Origin of the sequence: Rhodopseudomonas sp. (assembly GCF_036404135.1) — a bacterium.
GTDB lineage: Bacteria > Pseudomonadota > Alphaproteobacteria > Rhizobiales > Xanthobacteraceae > Rhodopseudomonas_A.
Window position 1 is genome coordinate 1 of sequence record NZ_DASWPE010000169.1, and the last position, 14,320, is coordinate 14,320.

Below are 14,320 nucleotides of genomic sequence, written 5' to 3' on the forward strand. Positions count from 1 at the left end.
CTCACCACCCTCAACGCAATCCTGCGGGACAATCAGCCATGGCAAAACGCTTGACAACCAAGACAGTCGCTGAGGCGCACCATTCGTTGAGTCGTCATCCTGAGGCGACCGAGCGAAGCGAGGGCCTCGAAGGATGCGGCAGCGCACGATGCGGCGAGCTCCGACCGCGCGGTCCATCCTTCGAGACGCCCGACTTCGCTGCGTTACTCAAGGATAACGGCAGTGGGTGGAGGCGACGACGAATCCGGATTCTGCACACGACTGCTCGCGACCACCCCTCCGGACTATTCCGGAGGATGACAAGCGATTGGAATCGCAGCGCTATCGGCAACGGCGCGCTTGATCTATCGCAATGTGGCAACACCCCGGCTGGGCCATGATACCGGCGTCATTCAGCCAACGCCGGAGGGCGCGATGCCTGCCCATACCAAGCCATATCCATTCGTCGACAAACTGATCGAGATGTTTGGCGATTGGCTCAAGCACCGCCAGGAAATCAGCGAGATGTGTCAGTTCGACGCCGCCGAATTCGGCCGCATCGCGCACGATCTCGGGGTGACCACCTCCGATCTCGACGAACTGGTCCGCCAGGGACCGCACAAGATCGACGAACTGCCCTATCTGTTGAAGGCGCTCGGCATCGACGAAGACGCGCTCGCCCGCGCCCAACCCCTGGTGTTGCGCGATCTGGAACGGGTCTGCGCCTTGTGCAAGCACAAGAGCGCGTGCGACCACGATATCGCCGACGGCACCTTGAAACAGCACTACGAATCCTATTGCGGCAACGCGGTGACGCTGGTGGCGCTGGAGCAGGACACCCATGGCGCCGCGCCGCCGGTCGCAGCACTCCCCTGATCCGGCGGCGATGGCGCGCGCGGCCTGGATCCGCCTGCTGGCGACCGCGGTCCTGATCGCGGTCGCGCCCTTGCTGCTGCGGATGCATCAGGCGTCCGGCAAGGTGTTGCCGGAGGCCAGCAAGGGCCAGCGGCTGGCCGCGGCCTGGTGCAACGAATGCCACGCCATCGAGCCCGATGCGGTGCGCACCGGGCGCCACCACGCGCCGAGCTTTCGCGCCATCGCCAACCTGCCCTCGACCACCGCGCTGTCGCTGAAGGTGTTTCTGCGCTCCAACCATCCCTCGATGCCGAATTTCATCATCGAATCGAGCGACGCCGATGAAATCGTGCAATACATCCTCGGCTTGAAGCGCAACTGATCGGGCGCCTCGCCCGATCGCAACGGACCCCGCGGGATGGATTTCGAGTTCAGCGACAAGGTCGAGCGGCTGCGGGCGCAGCTTGCCGACTTCATGCGTTTCCACGTCGAGCCGGCCAATCACCAATGGCACCGCGAGGTCGCCGCCGGGCGCTACCCGCTCAGGCTGATCGAGCGGCTGAAATCGCGGGCGTTCTCCGAGGATCTGTGGAATCTGTTTCTGCCGGGGCTTGGCCCCGACGATCCCGGGCAGCGGCTGAGCAATCTGGACTACGCACCGCTCGCCGAGATCATGGGGCGCAATCACTGGGCGCCGGAGGTGTTCAACTGCAGCGCGCCGGACACCGGCAACATGGAATTGCTGCAGCTGTTCGGTACGCCGCAGCAGCGCGCGCAATGGCTGGCGCCGTTGTTGCTCGGCGAGATCCGCTCCTGCTTTGCGATGAGCGAGCCGGACACCGCCTCCTCCGACGCCCGCAACATCCAGACCACGATCCGCCGCGACGGCGATCACTACGTCATCAACGGCCGCAAATGGTTCATCACCGGCGCGCTGCATCCGAACTGCAAAGTCGCGATCGTGATGGGCGTCACCGGCGACCAGCTCGACCCGGGCTCGACCGAGCGGCATTCCATGGTGCTGGTGCCGATGGACGCGCCGGGCCTCCGCATCCTGCGCAACATCCCGATCATGCACTACCATGCGCCGGAGGGGCATTGCGAATTGCTGTTTCGCGACGTCCGGGTGCCGGTGAGCCACCTGCTGGGCGCCGAAGGCAAGGGCTTCAAGCTGGCGCAGGACCGGCTCGGCCCCGGCCGGGTGCATCATTGCATGCGCACCATCGGACAATGCGAACTGGCGCTCGAACTGATGTGCGAGCGCGCGCTGGAGCGCAAGGCGTTCGGCAAACACCTTTCCGAATTCGGCAATCTGCAGGACTGGATCGCGGAATCCCGGCTGGAGATCGACCAGGCCCGGCTATTGGTGCTGCAGGCGGCGCACCGCATGGACCGCGCCGGCAACGCCGCGGCGCGGATCGATGTGTCGGCGATCAAGGTGGTGGCGGCGCGGCTGCAGACTCGGGTGGTCGACCGCGCCATGCAGGTGTTCGGCGCGATGGGGCTGACGCCGGATACGCCGTTGTCCTATCTGTGGACCTGGGGACGGGCGATGCGGTTTCTCGACGGGCCGGACGAAGTGCATCTGCGCGTGGTGGCGCGCGCCGAACTCGCCAAGGCCCGGCTGACGCTCGGCAACAACGCCTCGTATCTGGTGCCGCCGGCCGGGCTGTCGGTGGACTGAGGATGCGGCGGAGCATCGCCGGGCGGCGGTTGCAAGACAGATCGTCCGCGATCAGGACTGGCCGCCGCTGCGCGCCGCGCGAGGCCGTGAGCAGCGCGGGCGTTTAGGCGCGCGCCCGATGCTCGATCGAGTCCGGCCGGATGATGGTCGGCTTGGTGCTGGTCCTCGGCTTGTCGGCGACGATGGTGACCAGCCAGCGCGGCACCGCGCTGGATTTGTCCTCGCGCACCGCGCGCACCAACCCGGTGACCGACTTGCCGCCGAGGCTCAACGTCGCGCTGCGTCCGCTGAATTGCGCGATGCGGCAGCGTCGGGCTTCCTTGAGGTCTGTCGTCTCGAGCGTCTGCATCGATGATCTCCTTGTTCAGGGCGAGTAGACCAAGGCAGCGTTACGCGAAAATTAAATTGAGGCCTCGTGCGATTACCGGGCGGATCTGCCGAACACCCGCGGCCCAGCGCGCAACGCCTTTGCAATGCAGGGCTTTTCGTGGCGCCGCGGCGCTGGCGCGGCGGCGCAGGCGGCGGCGTGCGATTAGACGGACGGTGCGGTTCACAGCGCACGGCAGGACATTTAGGGTGGCGGGAAACTGCCTTCAGCTTTGCAACGGAGCCTTGGAGCATGATCCTGAAAAGTGTGGCCGCCGGTTTTTGCAAGAACATCATGCGCCATCGAAACGCTGCAGCCCGATGACGATTCGAAGAAGCGCCATCCTGCTCTAGTGTGGGGCGAACGCCGAATCGCGGCCCCTCTTTGAGTCGAACTTGCGATGAGCCTGTTTCCAACCACCGGCTCGAACGGCCGCCGTCTGGTGCTGTTCTGGCAATTGTCCCGACGCTTCTGGTTCGGCGGACGATGGTCCGTGATCGGGCTCGGCGTCTTGCTGCTCGGCGTGGTGCTGCTGCAATTGCTGGTGCAGGTCTCGCTCAACCTGTGGAACAGGAATTTCTTCGACGCGCTGGAGCGCCGCGACGGCTACGCGATGTGGGCGCAAGCCGAACTGTTCTTTCCGCTCGCCGCGGCCTCCGTCGTGCTGGCCGCCACCTCGGTGTGGGGCCGCATGACCACGCAGCGCACCTGGCGCGAGGCGATGACCCGCGACATCCTGGAATCCTGGGCCGCGAAGCGGCATGACGGCGCAATCGCCGACGGCATCGACGGCGCGGAAAATCCGGAATACCGCATCGCCGAAGATGTCCGCGTCGCCACCGATGCGCCGGTCGATCTCAGCCTCGCCTTCATCTCCTCGGGGCTGACCGCGACCACCTTCTTCGGCGTGCTGTGGACGGTCGGCGGCAGCATCGAGTTTCAGCTGTTCGGCCACCATCACGAAATCCACGGCTATCTGGTGCTCGGCGTGGTGTTGTATTCGACGCTGATGACCAGCCTGATGCTGCTGCTGGGGCGGCGGATGCCGGGCGTGATCGAAACCAAGAACCAGGCCGAGGCGGAATTCCGCGCCGCCGCGGAAATCCTGCGCGGCGACCACGCCGAGACCCCGGGCATGGCGCTGGCCGCCAAGGCGACGCTGCTGCAGCGGCTCGGCAAGGTGCTGGCGACCTGGCGCGAGCTGTGCTGGCAATTGGCCAGCACCACGCTGGTATCGCAGGCCAACTTCCTGTTCGCGCCGATCGCGGCCTATATTCTGTGCGTGCCGAAATATGCCAGCGGCGCGATGACGCTCGGCGAGGTGACGCAGAGCGCCGCCGCCTTCGTCACCGTGCAGGGCGCGATCAACTGGCTGGTCGACAACTATCAGCGGCTGGCCGACTGGCGCTCCTCGGCGCACCGGGTGTCGTCATTGCTGCTGGCGATCGACAATATGGAAGATGGCCGCGACGAAGCGCCGAGCGAGGCCGATGCGAGCGTGCCAGACCCGGCGGCGCCACGCGACGTCGACCAGGCGGCGCGGCACTCTTGAATGACGTTTCGTAGTAGATTGTTACTCTGACGCGTTTTTTTCACGCGAACCGGGATCCGCTTCGCTCGAAAACGCGATAGACGGCGCGCTGAAATTTCAGGCTGTCATTCCGGGGCGGGAGCGGCGTGAGCCGCGAGAGAACTTGGAATGACGGCTGATTGTTGACGAGGCCTCGTGCCACACAATTGTTGCGCAGGCGCATCGTGCCAGACAAACGCAGATGCGCTATCGCCCGAGCCAGCCGGCGACGCGTTTTTGCGCGTCGGCGCGCGCGGTGGGATCGGAGCCGACATGGCCGTGGTCCGGCTCGTCGGCGCTGTCGCTGTCGTCAGTGTCGTGCAGCGGCACGTTGAGCCGGTCGAAGCCGTGCGCGGCGCCGGGATAGACCACGATGCTGGCCAGCGCGCTGCGACCGCGGGCGCCCTCGATCATCTGCCGACAGGCCGCCGGCGAACTGACATCGTCGCTACCGCCGATCAATAGCAGCGTCGGCACCCGGGCGCTCCAGCCCAGTCCCGACGACAGCCGGCAGTCCGGATAGAGCGCCACCGCGGAGCGGAAATCCGGCTCGCCGCCGCCAAACGCCGATTGCGGCCGCACCGCCCACAATAAGGCGCTGGCGCCGTTGGCCCAGCCCAAAAGACTGATGCGCGGCCGCGTCACCCAGGGCTGCTGCAACAGCCATTGCCGCGCGGTGGCGATGTCGGCGACCCGCTCGCGGCGCGCCTGCACCCGGCGTTCCTTGAGCCGGCATTGCGGACCAAGTTCGCGCGAGCCGTAGCTGTCCGGCAACAGCACCGCGGTGCCGGCCTTCAGCAATTGATCGACCCATTCGGCATAGCGCGGGCGCAGCGGTTCGGCGCCGCCGGCCGACAAGCCGCCGCAGCCGTGCAACGCGATCACGGTCGGAAACGGCCCGTCGCCGCCCGGCTTGTAGAGCAGCGCGTGCAGCACGCCCTCGCTGCGCGGCATGTCGACGGCTTGCGGCGCCGGCGCGCCGGCTTCGGCGGGACCGCCGCAGCACAGCATCGCGGCGAGCGCCAGCAGCGCCGCGCGCGAACCGGCACGGCGCCGCGGTCCGCCCATGCCGGGACCGGAGTTGCGAAGGCAGCGCGCGCGGGTCATGGTCGGGCAGCTTTCGAACCGGGTTGCAGGCGCAAGTGTCTGCCCTATTTGATCGCGACGCCAGCCGGCGGGGAACGCGGAATTCATCACAACTCGGTGGTTTGAAATTGCGCCGCAGCATCACATTTATGATACAATACCCGAAACGAGGAGACCGGACGTGCTGAATAAATTTGGCCCCTCGGGCCTTGGCGAAGCCCAGGTGCAGTATCTTGACGGCGACTTCCGCGTCACCTCACCCGGCACCTATGTGAAATGCGCCGTGACCGGGGTACAGATTCCGCTCGACGAGCTGAAATATTGGAGCGTCGACCTGAAAGAGGCCTACGCCTCGCCGGCCGCCGTGCTGCAACGGCATTATCCCGCCGCGCTGAAAGCCTGAGGCGTCAGCGCCGCCCGGAGCGGCGCTGGGTTTCGCGGGCCTGCGCGAGCCGCGCGATCACGAAGCCGCGCAGCGCCTTGGCATCGTCGACCTGCAGCGTCACCGCGAACGGCACCACCGATGCCGCAAAGCCGGCAGCAGCCGGATCGCCCTGCAGCCGCGCCAGATCCTTCTCGGTGCTCACCAGGTTAAGGCCGTCGCGGCGGGCGTGCTCGCTCAAGCCGGCCAGATCCTGCGCCGAGAACGGATGATGATCGGCGAACACCCGCTCGGCGGCGACGTCGATGCCGGCTGTGCGCAGCGTTGCAAAGAACCGCGCCGGATCGCCGATCCCGGCAAAGGCCAGCACTTTCTTGTCGCGCAACGCCGCCAGCGACGCCTCGGCGGGGGCAAACCGCGCCCGCAGCGGCAAGCCGCCCTGCGCCTTCACCGCGGCGGCGACCGGATCGGCCGCGCCGCCATCGCCGACGACGATCAGCGCGTCGGTGCGCGCCAGTTGCGGCGAAAGCGGCGCGCGCAGCGGCCCGGCCGGCATCACGCAGCCATTGCCGAGGCCGCGCATGCTGTCGATCACGATCAGCGCCGCGTCCTTGGCGACCGCCGGGTTCTGGAATCCGTCATCCATCAGGATCACGCTGGCGCCGCGCGCCCGCGCCAGCGCCGCGCCGGCGACGCGATCGCGCGCCACCACCACCGCCACCTCGCGCGCCATCATCAGCGGCTCGTCGCCGACCTCGGCGGCGCTGTGCCGGCCGGGCTCGACGCTGACCGGCCCGTGGAGCTTGCCGCCATAGCCGCGGCTCAGCACCACCGGGCGTTCGTCGAGTTCGCGCAGCAGCCGCGCCAGCGCCAGCGTGGTCGGGGTCTTGCCGGCGCCGCCGCCGTGAAAATTGCCGATGCACAGCACCGGCACGCCCACCGCCGTGCCCGGTTGCGCCATGCGATGCGCCGCTACCGCGCCGTACAGCGCGCCAAGCGGCCGCAGCAGGATGGAGAGCAACGACGGCGGCCGGTACCAGAAGCCCGGCTCACGCATCGGCGGCGCCCTTTTCGATCCGCAATTGCATCAGATAGGGCTCGAGCACGCCGAGCGTGCGCTCCAGCGCACCGCCGAGCTCGCCGACCACGGCCGTCGCCGCCGCCACCGCGCCTTGCCGCGCCTGCGCGTCGCCGAGCAGCCGGACGAATTGCCGCGCCAGCGCCTCGCCATCGTCGACCCGGATCGCGCCGCCTCCGCCGTCGAGCGCCTGATAGACGTCGGTGAAATTGGCGACGTAGGGGCCGTGCAGGATCGAGGCGCCGAGCTTGATCGCCTCGATCGGATTCTGCCCGCCATGCTCGACCAGCGAGCCGCCCATGAACACCACCGGCGCCAGCCGATAGAACAGCCCGAGTTCGCCGATCGTATCGGCGACGTAGATCGCGGTGGCCGGCTCCGGCAATTCGTCGCGCGAGCGCAATGCGACCTTCAATTCCGCGGCGGCGACCATGCAGGCGACGCTTTCGCCGCGATCCGGATGCCGCGGCACGATCACCGTCAAAAGATCCGGAAAGACTTTTGCCACCGCGCGATGGACGTCGAGCAACAGCGCCTCTTCGCCATTATGCGTCGAGGACGCCACGATGACCGGCCGGCCGCGGGTCGCAGCGACGAGTCGCTCCAGCCTGGCCTGGTCGGCCGGCGGCGGCTGCACGTCGAGCTTGAGATTGCCGGTGGTGACAACGCGGCGGCTGCCGAGCGCGGCGAAGCGTTCGGCGTCGACGGTGGACTGCGCCATGCAGATGTCGAAGCGGCCGAGCAGGGCCGCGATGGTCGCCGAGGCGCGTTGCCAGCGCGGAAACGAGCGGTGCGACATCCGGCCGTTGATCAGCAGCATCGGCAGCCGTCGCGCGGCGCCGGCCAGGATCAGATTCGGCCACAGGTCGGACTCGATGAACAGCGCCAGGCTGGGCTGCCAGTGATCGAGAAACCGCGCGACATAGCGCGGCGCGTCGTAGGGAATGAACTGGTGGATGATGTCGTCGGGAAACCGCCGCGCCACCACCGCCGCCGAGGTCACGGTGCCCGAGGTCAGCAGAATGCGGATGTTCAGCCCGCGCAGCCGCTCGATCAGCGCGGCGCCGGCCAGCACTTCGCCGACGCTGGCGCCGTGGATCCAGACCAGCGGCCCGTGCGGCCGCTCCAGTTTGCTGAGGCCGCGGCGCTCGTGGACCCTGGCGGAATCCTCCTTGCCCTGGCGCAGCCGGCGGGCCATCAGCAGTCGCGACAGCGGCGTCACGGCGGCCGACAGTTTCTGATAGACGCGCAGCGTCAGCGGCAGCCGGCTAGCCATGGGGCGCCTCGATCGCGCCCAGGCGCAGCGCGGACCGCGACATCCCGCGCGGCGAACGGCAAACGGAGGCGTCCCGCAGGGAACGCGGCAAGCGACGACGGCGCATGGTCAACGTGCTGGCTTGGAGTCTTGACCCGGATCGAGCAGCCGGTGCAGGTGCACGACGAAATAGCGCATATGCGCGTTGTCGACGGTCTGCTGCGCCTTGGCCTTCCACGCCGCATAGGCGGTCGCGTAGTTCGGAAACACGCCGACGATTTCCACCTGGCTGAGATCATTGAAGGTGTTGCCTTCAAGGTTGGTCAACTCGCCCCCGAGGACGAGGTGAAGCAACTGCTCGTTGTCTGGCATTTATGTTTTCCCTACCGCCGGCAGACGGAGATCGCGAACGCTAGACCGATCTGTTCTGGAAACGTTCGACGATATGTGCATGGCGATCGCGCCCCGCAGCCACCAGCACTCCATGCGTCACCTCCGGGCGATTGTAGACGATCGCATCTCCCGCAAGCGTGGTCAGCCTACCATTGGCTTCGTGCACGATCAAATCCGCCGCCGCAAGGTCCCAATCGCGGCTCTGCCCACCCGCAAACGCAGCGTCGAGCCGCCGGTCGGCGACCCGGCACAGCCGCAGCGCCAATGAGCCGATTCGCGGATACGGCGCGGCGGTGGAGGACGCCAGACCGAGGCCCTCGACCAGCGGCTTCGGTCCCGCGATCCGCGAGATGTCGAGCGCAATGCCGGCGGCGGCGCTGAGCACGGCGCCGTTCAGCGTGGCGCCCCGGCCGCGCGCGGCGAAGAAGAATTCGCCGGTGGCGGGCGCGAACACCGCGGCCAGCAGCGGCGCGCTGCCGGCCACCAGGGCGGCTGAGACGCACCAGTCCTCGCGGCCGGCGAGGTAGCCGCGGGTGCCGTCGATCGGATCGATGATCCACACCAGATCCTTGCCGAGCCGCGACGAATCGTCGGCGCTTTCTTCCGACAGCCAGCCGTAATCCGGCGTCACCGCCAGCAAGCGCGCGCGAATCAGGTCGTTGACCGCGATGTCGGCCTCCGACACCGGCGAGGACGCGCCCTTGGTCCAGGTGCGCAATTCGGTGCGAAACATCGACAGCCCAAGCGCGCCGGCCTCGCGCACGGTGTCGCTCAGCAACGCGATATCGCGTGACAGATTGCGCTGCGCGATCTCGCTGCTAGCGTCCGGCAATCGTCAGCCCCTCGATGCGCAGCGTCGGCGCGTTGGTGCCGTAGCGGAATTCCAAGTCGTTGGCCGCGGAAAGATGCTTGTAGATCTCCAACAGATGGCCGGCGATGGTGACTTCGCTGACCGCGTAGCTGCGTTCGCCGTTCTCGATCCAGAACCCGGCGGCGCCGCGGCTGTAGTCGCCGGTGACGCCGTTGACGCCGGAGCCGATCAGATCGGTGACATAGAAGCCGTCCTTGATATCGGAGATCAGCTCGGCCGGCGTCACCGTGCCGCCCTCCAGATGCAGATTGTAGGGGCCGGGCGACGGCGACGACGACACCCCGCGATGGGCGTGGCCGGTGGTGGCGAGGCCGAGCTCGCGCGCGGTCGCGGAATCCAACAGCCAGGTGGTCAGCACGCCGTCCTCGACGATGGCGCGGCGCTCAACCGCGACGCCCTCGGCGTCGAAAGTCTGCGAGCGCAGCCCGCGCTTGCGCAGCGGATCGTCGATGATGTTGATGTCGTTGTCGAACAACCGCTCGCCGAGCCGGTCCTTCAGGAACGAGGTTTTGCGGGCGATCGAGGCGCCGTTCGCCGCGTTGATCAAATGACTGATCAGCGAGCCGGCGACCCGTGGATCGAACACCACCGGCACCTTGCAGGTCGCGACCTTGCGCGGATTGGCGCGCGCCACCGCGCGTTCGCCGGCGCTGCGGCCGACCTGGTCCGGGCTGTCGAGATCGGCGGCATGCGGCGCCGAGCTGAAATCGTAGTCGCGCTCCATGGTGGTGCCGTCGCCGACGATCGCGGTCATCGACACGCCGTGGCTGGAGCGCAGATAGGAGCCGTGAAAGCCGCTCGAGGTCACCAGCACCATGCCGCCGATGCCCGACGACGCCGACGCGCCGCCGGATTTGTTGACGCCCTTCACCGCCAGCGCTGCGGCCTCCGCCGTCAGCGCGCGGCGCTCCAGTTCGGCGGTGGAGGGCACGTTGCGGTCGAGCAGATCGAGATCGGGAAACTGCCGCGCCAGCCGCGCCGGATCGGCCAGCCCGACATATTTGTCGTCGGGGGCGACGCGCGCCATCGCCACCGCGCGTTCGGCGAGTTGCGCGACATTGTCGCCGTGGATGTCGTTGGTCGACACCACCGCCTGGCGCTGCCCGACCAACACGCGCAAGCCGACGTCGTCGCTTTCCGAGCGCTCGGATTCCTCGACGCGGCCGTCGCGGACTTCGACCGACTGCGCCACGCTGCGCACCGCCACCGCGTCGGCGGCGTCGGCGCCGGCGCGCTTGGCCGCGTCCACCAGCCGCTGCGCCAGTTCGCCGAGCGCCGACTGATCGAACAGCTCCGAGGAGCCGGACGGCTCGGTCCGTGGCGTTGCGGAATGCGTATCTGATGAAGCGTTCACGAACGGAATCCTGCTGCTGGGAGGGAGATCGGCTGACCTGTCAGATGTGCGCGTTTGACGCCAACTTCAAGCGCCGATGCCGCGATCCGCGGCGGATTTCGCGGGCATTGTCCGGGCTGCCGCAAGGTCTCGTCAATCATGTCGGCCAAGGGTCTGTCAATCATGCGCGGCGATGGAGCCCCGGTCGGATTCGATTAACCAGGCTTTTTAAGCGATTCGGGACCTCGCTCAGGCAGTCTCTCACACATCGACCGGGAGCATAATTCCGGCGGGGAGATAAAATCGTGAGGCGTCAAACAGCAACAAGCGGGAGCACTCCCGCCGGGTCGAGCCGCAGCCTGCGGCTCGACCCCCTCTCACTGCCGCTCCGGTTCGACGCGCAGGACATCCGCGCCGACGGCGGCATCCGGCAAATCGAATTGCACCGCGAACGCGTCATCTTGCGCCGCGAAGTCGGCGGCATGCGGATGGCGGTCAACGTCCGGGTCTGTGATTTTCTCGGCGTCGCGGCGCGGACCACTGATCATGGCCGGATGCTGGTGCTGCTGCATCGCGATCCGTCGCTGTCGATTCCGCTCAGCGTCGGCGCCGACGCCGAGGAGATCGAGGCCGCGGCTTCGCTGTGGAGCGAGATCTTCGCGCTGCCGCAATTGCCGGAAGACAACACCCGGGAGCCGGCGCAGCGCCGCCGCCGCCACAACGTGATCAAGGATCGGCGGCCGAGATTCCTAATCCGCCGCAAAGCCGGCGATCTGCTCAACGCCGCCGGCAACTACCAGGGCGAACGCGAAATCATCGCCAGGGATTGATTTGGTCGCGGGTGAGCAAGCTCGCAGACGATTCAGGGTCGCAAACGAGTCAGCGCCGCAGGTGCGTCGGCGTGGCCCGCTCACTCATGCGTTCATCCGTCATTCCGGGGCGAGCGCCGCGTCAGCGGCGCGCGAACCCGGAATCTCGCGACACGGGATGGACTCTGCACACGTAGCAAGATTCCGGGTTCGCTCGAGCTGGCGCTCTCGCGCCCCGGAATGACAGCGTTGGTTGAATGACAGCGTTGGTTGGGAGCGCGCCGCGCTTCACAGTCGCAGAGCGGCGTGAGCGCCAGCACTGGCGTCGCTCAGCTCGCCCGCAGCACCGGCGTCGCTCAGCCCGCCCGCAACACCGCGTCGAGCAACAGCCCGGCGGCGAGCAACAGCCCGGCGTCGCGGTTGGATTTGAACAGCTTGAGGCACAACGGCGAGTCCTTGATGCGCAGCCGCACCACCTGCTGCGCCAGATGCGCGGCGAAGCCGGCGAGCCCGAGCCAGGCCGGCCAGCGCACCTCGCATAGCGCCAACGCGATGCCGATCAGCGCCACCGCGAGGCTGTAGAGCACGCTCAACGCCAGATGGGTGCGGTCGCCGAACAACAGCGCGGTGGACTTGATGCCGATCATCAGATCGTCCTCGGCGTCCTGATGCGCATACATGGTGTCGTAGCCGATCACCCAGACGATCGCGCCGGCATAAAGAAACAGCGCCGCCGGATCGATCCGGCCGAGCGTCACCGCAAAGCCCATCAAGGCGCCCCAGGAGAACGCCAACCCGAGCACCAGCTGCGGCCAATAGGTGATCCGTTTCATGAACGGATAGGCGGCGACGATGATCAAGGAGGCGATGCCGGTCAGAATCGCAAAGCCGTTGAACTGCACCAGCACCAACAGCCCGACCAGCGACTGCGCCACCATGAACACCGCGGCCTGCCTGGCGGTGACCTGCCCGGCCGGGATCGGCCGCGACCGCGTGCGCTCGACCTTGTCGTCGAGATCGCGGTCGGTGATGTCGTTCCAGGTGCAGCCGGCGCCGCGCATCGCGAACGCGCCGATGAAGAACAGCAGCGCAAACCACGGCAGCCGGCTGACGTCGTGGGCGACGCCGGCGGCCAGCGCCGCCGACCACCAGCACGGCAGCAGCAGCAGCCAGGAGCCGATCGGCCGGTCGAACCGCGCCAGCCGCAGATAGGGCCGCGTCCACAGCGGCGCCCAGCTATCGACCCAATTGCCGGTCGCATCCGCAACCCGTGCTGCCGCCGTGGTCATGTTGCGTCACTCACCGCGCCAGCACGTTGCCGTTGAGGGTGTCGAAGGTCGAGCCGCCGCTGCGCTTGGCGGTGGTGGCTTCCGGAACCGCGGTCGAGGAGCCCAGCACGTCGCTGAGGCTGGGGCCGGCGGGCCCGCGCTGTTGCTGCTGTTGCGCCACCGCGCAGACCTTGGTCTGCATCTGCTCGGTGCGCTTGTGGCCGTTCTTGAGCTGGTCGGCGATCTGCGCCGGGATGCCGCATTTCTGGCTGTTGGCCTCGATGAATTTGATCATCTTGACCTCGGCCTGCGAGAAATTGCCGATCAGCTTGCAGGCTTCGTCGGGCGGCGCGTGGCGCTGGCCGGCGGCCTGAATTGCCTTGCCGCGCTTCTCGGCGTCCTCGCGCAACGGCACGAACCGCTTCATGCAATCCTCGCCGCCGGGCGGCCCGGCCTGCGGCTGCGGCGCCGAAAAGCCGCCGGACACCGGCGGCGCCCCGGTGGAAAACGCGCTCGGCGCCCCGACCGAGGCGGCGGGAGCGCTCCCGTTCACCGGGGGGAAGGGCGAAGCGGTGGTCGCAGACTGGCCCGGCAGCGGCGCCGGAAAGGCGCCCTGCGCCAGCGCCGACGCAGCCTGCAACACACAGCCGGCCACGCTCAGCGGCACGATGAAACGTCGGACGATCAAGACGGCTCCTCCGGCAAAGTTCGAATGGCCCCCAGAATTAGTCCCTGCGCCTGAGCCCCAAAACTCAAGAAGAACTCAAGAAAACTCACGGCGGGCACGGCCTACACGACGCGATGCGGAACGCGATCAAGACCTTTTACGATTCCTGGATGGCCTTAACAACCCGCCGAATGGGGCGGCAGCGCGGCGCTCGCGATAATGTGTGAAGGAAGCCTTTGTAGTTTATCTTCGCATCGACTAGAGTTGCCAAATGAGCTTGACCCCCGACGACGGCGCTGACGCCCTGGCCCTGGTCCACGAGCTGCGGGTGGTGATCGGCCGCTTGAAACGCCGGCTGCGCGAACAGGCCTATCTCGGCGAGCTGACCTGGTCGCAGGTGGCGGTGCTTGGACACCTCGACCGCGAGGGGCCGGCCACCGTCACCGCGCTGGCCCGCGCCGAGGGCATGCGGCCGCAATCGATGGGCGCCACCGTGGCGGTGCTGGAAGCGGCCGGGCTGGTCAGCGGCGCGCCGGACCCCAGGGACGGCCGGCAGACCATCCTGTCGCTGACCGAAAGCTGCCGCGATCTGATCAAGGCCGGCCGCGCCGTCCGCGAAGATTGGCTGCTGCGGGAGATCCAGACCAAGCTATCGGCCGAGGAAATCGGCCAGCTCGCCGCCGCGGTCGCGCTGCTGAAACGGCTGGGGTCGTCATGACCGGG

At 67.6% G+C, this 14,320-nt stretch carries 16 protein-coding genes; 7 read left to right on the plus strand and 9 right to left on the minus strand.

The window, feature by feature from the left end; translation table 11 throughout:
* Window positions 1-414: 414 nt before the first annotated feature.
* The 3 genes from VGC77_RS19650 to VGC77_RS19660 are packed head-to-tail and all read left to right on the plus strand — an operon-like array spanning window position 415 to window position 2,518.
* Window positions 415-855 carry a hypothetical protein gene (locus VGC77_RS19650; RefSeq protein WP_331173248.1) on the plus strand — a complete coding sequence of 147 codons (441 nt, stop codon included), beginning with the start codon at window positions 415-417 and terminating at the stop codon, window positions 853-855.
* Window positions 821-1,216 carry a cytochrome c gene (locus tag VGC77_RS19655; protein WP_331173249.1) on the plus strand — a complete coding sequence of 132 codons (396 nt, stop codon included), beginning with the start codon at window positions 821-823 and terminating at the stop codon, window positions 1,214-1,216. Before VGC77_RS19650 ends, VGC77_RS19655 begins: the two co-directional genes overlap by 35 nt.
* 36 nt (window positions 1,217-1,252) lie before the next feature.
* Window positions 1,253-2,518 carry an acyl-CoA dehydrogenase family protein gene (locus VGC77_RS19660; RefSeq protein ID WP_331173250.1) on the plus strand — a complete coding sequence of 422 codons (1,266 nt, stop codon included), beginning with the start codon at window positions 1,253-1,255 and terminating at the stop codon, window positions 2,516-2,518.
* Between the two features lie 103 nt (window positions 2,519-2,621).
* On the opposite strand, the gene VGC77_RS19665 is transcribed toward VGC77_RS19660, so the two are convergent.
* Window positions 2,622-2,867: a hypothetical protein gene (locus tag VGC77_RS19665; RefSeq protein ID WP_331173251.1), complete on the minus strand. Its 246-nt coding sequence runs from the start codon at window positions 2,865-2,867 to the stop codon at window positions 2,622-2,624.
* 418 nt (window positions 2,868-3,285) lie between these two features.
* Here VGC77_RS19665 and VGC77_RS19670 point away from each other — a divergent pair, with 418 nt between their 5' ends.
* On the plus strand, window positions 3,286-4,437 hold the full coding sequence (locus VGC77_RS19670) for an SbmA/BacA-like family transporter (protein WP_331173252.1): 1,152 nt from the start codon (window positions 3,286-3,288) through the stop codon (window positions 4,435-4,437).
* A 225-nt stretch (window positions 4,438-4,662) separates the two neighbouring features.
* On the opposite strand, the gene VGC77_RS19675 is transcribed toward VGC77_RS19670, so the two are convergent.
* Entirely contained in the window at window positions 4,663-5,466 is an 804-nt protein-coding gene (locus tag VGC77_RS19675; RefSeq protein ID WP_331173278.1) for a dienelactone hydrolase family protein, read from the minus strand.
* A gap of 256 nt (window positions 5,467-5,722) precedes the next feature.
* Between VGC77_RS19675 and VGC77_RS19680 the strand changes: the two genes are divergently transcribed.
* On the plus strand, window positions 5,723-5,944 hold the full coding sequence (locus VGC77_RS19680; protein WP_331173253.1) for a DUF2093 domain-containing protein: 222 nt from the start codon (window positions 5,723-5,725) through the stop codon (window positions 5,942-5,944).
* Window positions 5,945-5,948: 4 nt separating this feature from the next.
* Here VGC77_RS19680 and lpxK read toward each other — a convergent pair whose 3' ends face one another.
* From lpxK to VGC77_RS19705, 5 genes are all read right to left on the minus strand, one after another.
* Window positions 5,949-6,980 carry a tetraacyldisaccharide 4'-kinase gene (lpxK, locus tag VGC77_RS19685; RefSeq protein ID WP_331173254.1) on the minus strand — a complete coding sequence of 344 codons (1,032 nt, stop codon included), beginning with the start codon at window positions 6,978-6,980 and terminating at the stop codon, window positions 5,949-5,951.
* The gene (locus tag VGC77_RS19690; protein ID WP_331173255.1) at window positions 6,973-8,277 is read right to left on the minus strand and encodes a 3-deoxy-D-manno-octulosonic acid transferase; all 1,305 of its coding nucleotides are present in this window, start codon (window positions 8,275-8,277) and stop codon (window positions 6,973-6,975) included. The genes lpxK and VGC77_RS19690 overlap by 8 nt, the downstream gene beginning before the upstream one ends.
* A 108-nt stretch (window positions 8,278-8,385) precedes the next feature.
* On the minus strand, window positions 8,386-8,628 hold the full coding sequence (locus tag VGC77_RS19695) for a DUF4170 domain-containing protein (protein ID WP_331173256.1): 243 nt from the start codon (window positions 8,626-8,628) through the stop codon (window positions 8,386-8,388).
* 40 nt (window positions 8,629-8,668) lie between these two features.
* Complete coding sequence (locus VGC77_RS19700; protein WP_331173257.1) at window positions 8,669-9,481, minus strand: 3'(2'),5'-bisphosphate nucleotidase CysQ; 813 nt, start codon at window positions 9,479-9,481, stop codon at window positions 8,669-8,671.
* Window positions 9,468-10,874 (minus strand): TldD/PmbA family protein, encoded by a 1,407-nt coding sequence (locus VGC77_RS19705; protein ID WP_331173258.1) that lies wholly within the window; start codon window positions 10,872-10,874, stop codon window positions 9,468-9,470. Before VGC77_RS19705 ends, VGC77_RS19700 begins: the two co-directional genes overlap by 14 nt.
* A gap of 284 nt (window positions 10,875-11,158) precedes the next feature.
* Here VGC77_RS19705 and VGC77_RS19710 point away from each other — a divergent pair, with 284 nt between their 5' ends.
* Window positions 11,159-11,683, plus strand: coding sequence for a DUF6101 family protein (locus tag VGC77_RS19710; protein WP_331173259.1), 525 nt, complete (start codon window positions 11,159-11,161; stop codon window positions 11,681-11,683).
* 335 nt (window positions 11,684-12,018) lie between these two features.
* On the opposite strand, the gene ubiA is transcribed toward VGC77_RS19710, so the two are convergent.
* Together ubiA and VGC77_RS19720 are read right to left on the minus strand one after the other, a co-directional pair.
* Window positions 12,019-12,951, minus strand: coding sequence for a 4-hydroxybenzoate octaprenyltransferase (gene ubiA / locus VGC77_RS19715; protein WP_331173260.1), 933 nt, complete (start codon window positions 12,949-12,951; stop codon window positions 12,019-12,021).
* Window positions 12,952-12,961: 10 nt separating this feature from the next.
* Window positions 12,962-13,615, minus strand: a complete 654-nt coding sequence (locus tag VGC77_RS19720) for a hypothetical protein (RefSeq protein WP_331173279.1) — start codon at window positions 13,613-13,615, stop codon at window positions 12,962-12,964.
* 253 nt (window positions 13,616-13,868) lie between these two features.
* Here VGC77_RS19720 and VGC77_RS19725 point away from each other — a divergent pair, with 253 nt between their 5' ends.
* Complete coding sequence (locus VGC77_RS19725) at window positions 13,869-14,315, plus strand: MarR family winged helix-turn-helix transcriptional regulator (protein WP_331173261.1); 447 nt, start codon at window positions 13,869-13,871, stop codon at window positions 14,313-14,315.
* Window positions 14,316-14,320: the final 5 nt, after the last annotated feature.

What these genes read in the sequence shown, in the direction of transcription:
- VGC77_RS19650 (WP_331173248.1), top strand. Translation starts at nt 415, where the DNA reads ATGCCTGCCCATACCAAGCCATATCCATTCGTCGACAAACTGATCGAG.
- VGC77_RS19655 (WP_331173249.1), top strand. Translation starts at nt 821, where the DNA reads ATGGCGCCGCGCCGCCGGTCGCAGCACTCCCCTGATCCGGCGGCGATG.
- VGC77_RS19660 (WP_331173250.1), top strand. Translation starts at nt 1,253, where the DNA reads ATGGATTTCGAGTTCAGCGACAAGGTCGAGCGGCTGCGGGCGCAGCTT.
- VGC77_RS19665 (WP_331173251.1), bottom strand. Translation starts at nt 2,867, where the DNA reads ATGCAGACGCTCGAGACGACAGACCTCAAGGAAGCCCGACGCTGCCGC.
- VGC77_RS19670 (WP_331173252.1), top strand. Translation starts at nt 3,286, where the DNA reads ATGAGCCTGTTTCCAACCACCGGCTCGAACGGCCGCCGTCTGGTGCTG.
- VGC77_RS19675 (WP_331173278.1), bottom strand. Translation starts at nt 5,466, where the DNA reads ATGCTGTGCTGCGGCGGTCCCGCCGAAGCCGGCGCGCCGGCGCCGCAA.
- lpxK (WP_331173254.1), bottom strand. Translation starts at nt 6,980, where the DNA reads ATGCGTGAGCCGGGCTTCTGGTACCGGCCGCCGTCGTTGCTCTCCATC.
- VGC77_RS19690 (WP_331173255.1), bottom strand. Translation starts at nt 8,277, where the DNA reads ATGGCTAGCCGGCTGCCGCTGACGCTGCGCGTCTATCAGAAACTGTCG.
- VGC77_RS19695 (WP_331173256.1), bottom strand. Translation starts at nt 8,628, where the DNA reads ATGCCAGACAACGAGCAGTTGCTTCACCTCGTCCTCGGGGGCGAGTTG.
- ubiA (WP_331173260.1), bottom strand. Translation starts at nt 12,951, where the DNA reads ATGACCACGGCGGCAGCACGGGTTGCGGATGCGACCGGCAATTGGGTC.
- VGC77_RS19725 (WP_331173261.1), top strand. Translation starts at nt 13,869, where the DNA reads ATGAGCTTGACCCCCGACGACGGCGCTGACGCCCTGGCCCTGGTCCAC.